Source organism: Roseateles sp. P5_B10 (assembly GCF_056400485.1).
This window is the reverse complement of record NZ_JBFULE010000361.1, coordinates 1-5264: the sequence shown is the minus strand read 5'-3', so window position 1 is coordinate 5264 and position 5264 is coordinate 1. Positions and strand designations below refer to the sequence as shown.

The 5264-nt window shown below is 69.7% G+C and carries 3 protein-coding genes; 2 read left to right on the top strand and 1 reads right to left on the bottom strand.

Annotated features, from left to right (window positions below; genetic code table 11):
* Together AC1DU6_RS19320 and AC1DU6_RS19315 are read left to right on the top strand one after the other, a co-directional pair.
* The coding region (locus AC1DU6_RS19320) for a DegT/DnrJ/EryC1/StrS family aminotransferase (RefSeq protein ID WP_477858961.1) at positions 1–657 on the top strand (657 nt) is incomplete at its 5' end.
* Positions 650–1744 carry an ATP-grasp domain-containing protein gene (locus AC1DU6_RS19315; protein ID WP_457320079.1) on the top strand — a complete coding sequence of 365 codons (1095 nt, stop codon included), beginning with the start codon at positions 650–652 and terminating at the stop codon, positions 1742–1744. The genes AC1DU6_RS19320 and AC1DU6_RS19315, both read left to right, overlap by 8 nt.
* Positions 1745–1747: 3 nt before the next feature.
* Here AC1DU6_RS19315 and AC1DU6_RS19310 read toward each other — a convergent pair.
* A partial coding sequence (locus AC1DU6_RS19310) for an indolepyruvate ferredoxin oxidoreductase family protein (protein WP_477858959.1) occupies positions 1748–5264 on the bottom strand: 3517 nt, incomplete at its 5' end.

Below are 5264 nucleotides of genomic sequence, written 5' to 3'. Positions count from 1 at the left end.
GTGTTGATGGATGCCGCGGCGGCCTTCGGCAACCAGGCCGTCGGGCATCGGGCCTGCGCCGCCTTCAGCCTGCATGCGACCAAACCCTTCGGCATCGGCGAGGGTGGCCTCGTCGCCACGCGCGACGCCGCTCTGGCCGAGCGTGTGGCTCGGCTGTCCAACTTCGGGTTCGAGGGCGGGCGGGCCGCCGCCGTGGCGGGCAACGCCAAGATGTCGGAGTACGCGGCGGCCGTGGCCCTGTGCCAGTGGGCACGCCGTGGCGCACTGCGCGAGCGGCGCCGGGTGCGGTGGCCGGCCTACAGCGCGCTGCTGGACGGCCTGCCCGGCGTGGCGCGGCAGACGGGCTTCGATGTCGGTGACGCGCTGCCGGCCAACCTGGTGCTGATGTTGCCCGTCGCCGCGGCACCAGTGGCCGCGGCCCTGGCCCGCGAGGGCATCGAGACGCGCCGCTGGTATTGCCCGCCGCTGCCGGCGCAGCCGGCCTTCGCGGCCTGCCCGGTCGTTGGYGAACTGCCGGTCACGGCCGCCCTGGCCGGGCGCAGCCTCGGCCTGCCCTGGCATGGCTTCCTGACCGAAGCAGACCTCGATCAGCTGCGGTGCGCCCTCGCCACGCATGTCGTGCCTGCCCTGATGCAAGAACCAGCCGGCCATGCATGAGAGGCCGCGCCTGCTGGTCGCCAGCGTCGGCAGCCTGGTGGGGCAGAACCTGCTCGAAGCGCTGGCCGGGCGGCGCGAGGGCGTCGAGGTGGTCGGCTTCAACTCACAGGCCGACGCGGTCAGCAACTTCCTGTGCGACCGCGTTCACCTCACTCCCGAGCTCAACAACGCCGGCTTCCTGGCCCGCTTCGAAGCCATCGTGGCGCAGGAGGCACCCGACCTCATCCTGCCCGGTCGCGACGACGACGTTGTCTTCCTCGCCGGATGGGCCGAGCGCAACCCCGGGGTGCGCTGCATGGTGGGCAGCACAGCGAGTGCGCAGGTGCTGCGCGACAAGCGGGCCACTGCCGCCTTCGCGACGGCACGCGGCCTGCCCTTCGCACCGACGCTGTGCGATCAGGACGGTTGGGCCGCCGTGTCGGGGCTGGCGTCTGGATGGGGCTGGCCGCTGGTTGCCAAGCCGCGCCGCGGCAACGCGTCGCGCGGTGTCGTGCTGGCCACCGGGCAGAGCGAACTGCGCGCCGCGCTGGCCTGGCCGGACTACTGTTTTCAACCCTGGCTGGGCGCCCGGCCGGAACTGGCGGCCTGGCAGCGGCTGCGCGAGGGCGGTGTGCCGCTGGACTGGTCCTTACCCGGAGTGGAAAAACTCAGCCTGGACGGCTGCGTGGCGCCCTCGGGCCGGTTGTTGGCGCCCTTCGCGACGCGGCACACGCAAGTCAAGCTCGGCCGCACGGAGCGGGTCGAGGCGCTGGCCCTGGACGGCGAGCTGCGCCCCATGCTCCAGGTCTTCGGGGCGGCCTTGGCCGACCTGGGCTGGCGCGGCCCCTTCAATGTGCAGTTGGGCCGCACGCCGGACGGGCTGCTGCTGGCCTTCGAGATCAACGGTCGCTTCACCGGCAGCGCGGCCACGCTGGGCCACCTCGGGCTCGACTACATCGGCGAGTGCCTCGGCGCCTTCCTGGAGGGTGCGCCGCTGCCCGGCGTGCGCCCGGCCACCGCGCAGCGCGTCGACAAGCGCCTGGGCAACTGGGCGCTGGACCTCGGCGCCGTGGACACGCTGAGGCGCGCGGGAGTCTGGGAGCGCTGAGGGCTACAGCTCCGCCACGCCYTTGACCCGCACCGGCATCGCCACCGGCTGCRCCGCAACCTCGRCCGYRCGRCCRTGGAAGCGRTCCAGCAGKGCCTGCCAYTGCTTCTTCACSGCRAYGACRTTGGCATGCTTSACATGSCCRTAGCCGCGGATCTTCTCGGGCAGGCGGGCGAGTTCGACAGCGGTGTTCAGGTTGTCGGCCGTCAGTGAGGCCAGGATCTCATCGACCAGCTTCTCGTAGTCGGTGATGAGCTGGCGCTCCATGCGGCGCTCCTCGGTCTTGCCGAAGATGTCCAGCACGCCGCCGCGCAGGCCCTTGAGCTTGGCCAACCACTTGAAGGCCGTGAAGGTCCACGAACCCAGCTCGATCTTCCTGGCGCGGCCGTCGGCGCCGGGCCTGGAGATCAGCGGCGGGGCGAGGTGGAAGGACAGGCGCTCCCAGTTCTCGAACTGGTCCTTCATCGCCTTCTCGAAGCGGCCGTCGGTGTACAGGCGCGCGACTTCGTACTCGTCCTTGATGGCCAGCAGCTTGGCGTAGTAGCGGGCCACGGCCTGGGTCAGGCGTTGGCCCTTGCCGAGGGCGGACTCGGCAATGCGCACGCGTTCGACGAGGGCGCGGTAGCGCTGGGCATAGGCGGCGTCCTGGTAGCCGGTCAGGAACTGGGCGCGCCGCTCGATCAGGCCGTCTGGGCCGTCGAGCTGGTCGAAGTTGAAGAGCTTCACCACGTTGACGTCGCCGGCCAGCCTCGGAATAGCGTCCGGTGCAGCGATGGCCAAGCGGCCCAGCGCAAAGGCGGTCTTGTTGGCCTCGGCGGCGACGCCGTTCAGCTCGATGGCGCGCATCAGCGCCGCCTCGCTGACGGGGATGAGGCCGCGCTGCCAGCAGGCGCCCAGCATGATGATGTTGCTGGGCAGGGTGTCGCCCATCAGGCGCTGCGAGATGTCCTGCGCATCGATGGTGCTGAGCTCGCCGTGCTCACCGACGGCGAACTTCATCTTGGCGATCAGCGAGTCGCCCTGCAGCGATGCATCCGGGTTGCGCACAAAGCCGGCCGTGGGCAGTTCATGCGTGTTGGCCAGGATGACGGTGCGACCGGCCTTCACCGTGCCCAGCGCATCGGGCGAGGCGCCCACCACCATGTCGCAGGCCAGCAGCACGTCGGCCTGCTGGGTGTCGATACGCACCTGGTTCAGCAGGTCCAGCGTTGGTGCCACGCGCACGAAGCTCAGCACCGCGCCACCCTTCTGCGCAAAGCCCATGAAGTCCAGCACCGAGGCCTGTTTTCCCTCGAGGTGGGCGGCCATCGACACCAGCGCGCCGACGGTGACGACGCCCGTGCCGCCGACGCCCGTGACCAGCAGATCAAACGGGCCCGTCCACTGCCAGGGTGCGGGCGGAGTGATGGCGGCAAGCTCGCGCGCCAGGTCTTGCGCCGTGTAGCTGCCGCCGGCCTTCTTCTTCAGCACCGGTTCGTGCACCGACACGAAGCTCGGGCAGAAGCCGTTCACGCAGGAGAAGTCCTTGTTGCAGCTGCTCTGCTCGATGGCGCGCTTGCGGCCCCAGTCGGTCTCCACCGGCACCACGGACAGGCAGTTCGATGCGACCCCGCAGTCGCCGCAGCCCTCGCAGACGGCCTCGTTGATGAAGATGCGGCGCGGCGGGTCCGGGAATTCCTTCTTCTTGCGGCGACGGCGCTTCTCGGCGGCGCAGGTCTGGTCGTAGATCAGTACCGTCACGCCTTCGATCTCGCGCAGCTCGCGCTGCACGGCATCCAGCTCGCTGCGGTCATGGAAGCTCGTGCCGGCCGGGAACAGGCCGTGGTGGCCGTCGTATTTGCCGATCTCGTCGGACACGACCACGAGGCGCTTGACCCCCTCGGCCTCCACCTGGCGCGCGATCTGCGGCACGCTGGTCTGGCCGTCCACCGGCTGGCCGCCGGTCATAGCAACCGCGTCGTTGTAGAGGATCTTGTAGGTGATGTTGGTCTTGGCCGCGATGGCCTGGCGGATGGCCAGGTAGCCCGAGTGGTAGTAGGTGCCGTCGCCCAGGTTCTGGAAGACGTGCTTCTCGTTCGTGAAGCGGCTTTGCGCGGCCCAGTCCACGCCCTCGGCGCCCATCTGGATCAGGCCGGACGTGCCGCGCTCCATCCAGCTCGCCATGAAGTGGCAGCCGATGCCCGCTAGCGCCCGCGAACCCTCGGGCAGCTTGGTGGACGTGTTGTGCGGGCAGCCCGAGCAGAAATAGGGCTGGCGGCGCACCGCGTCGGCGGCGTTGCTCAGCAGTTGCGGTGTCAGGAAGTCGACGACCAGGTGGCGGCGGTCCAGCGCCGGGTTCAGCCGCGCCAGCCAGTCGGCCACCGTGCCCATGATGCGGCTGGGGCGCAGCTCGCCCAGGGCGCTCAGCACCGCGCAGCCATGTTCATCCGTCTTGCCGACGACGCGCGGGCGCTGGAAGTCGGGCAGGTGGTAGAGCAGCTCCTTGATCTGGCGTTCGACGACCGGGCCCTTCTCCTCGATGACCAGCACGTCGGTCAGGTTGGAACAGAACTCGGTGATGCGCGTCGGCTCCAGCGGGAACACGAGGCCGACCTTGTAGACCCGCACGCCGGCCGCGGCCAGGGCGTTGGGGTCGAGGTCCAGGCGCCGCAGCACCTCCATGAAGTCGTAGTGCGCCTTGCCCACCGTCACGATGCCCAAAGTAGCCGCCGGGCTGGTGACGATGTGCTTGTCGATGCTGTTGACCTTGGCAAAGGCCTTCACCGCCTCGATCTTGTGCGCAAGGCGCGACTCCAGCTCCAGCGAGGGCAGGTCGACCGAGCGGATGTGCAGATTGGTCGGCGCCGTGTAGTCGACGGCATGCTCGAAGTCCAGCGGCACGGCGTCCAGGTCTACCGTCATGCCGCTCTCGACAACCTCGGAGATGGCCTTGAAGCCGACCCAGGCGCCCGAGAAGCGCGACAGCGCCCAGCCATACAGGCCGAACTCCAGGTACTCGGCCACATTGGCCGGGTGCACCAGCGGCATGCTCCAGGCCTGCAGCGCCTGGTCGCTCTGGTGCGGCGTGCTGCTGGACACGCAGCCATGGTCGTCACCGCAGACGACCAGCACGCCGCCCTGCGTGCTCGTGCCGTAGACGTTGCCGTGCTTGAGCGCATCGCCCGAGCGGTCCACGCCTGGGCCCTTGCCGTACCACATCGCAAACACGCCATCGACGGTGCGCTGCGCATCCAGCGCCACGCGCTGCACGCCCAGGCAGGCCGTCGCGGCCAGGTCTTCGTTGATGGCCGGCAGGAACTCGATGTGGGCCTTCTCGAGGAACTTCTTGGCCTTCCACAGCTGCTGGTCCACCATGCCCAGCGGCGAGCCGCGGTAGCCGGAGACGAAGCCGGCCGTCTTCAGCCCGGCGCGCTCGTCCTGGGCTTTCTGCGCGAGCAGCAGCCGCACCAGGGCCTGCGTGCCGGTCAGGAAGACGGCGCCGCTGTTGGCGGCGAGGTTGTCGCTGAGCTGGTAGGGGCGC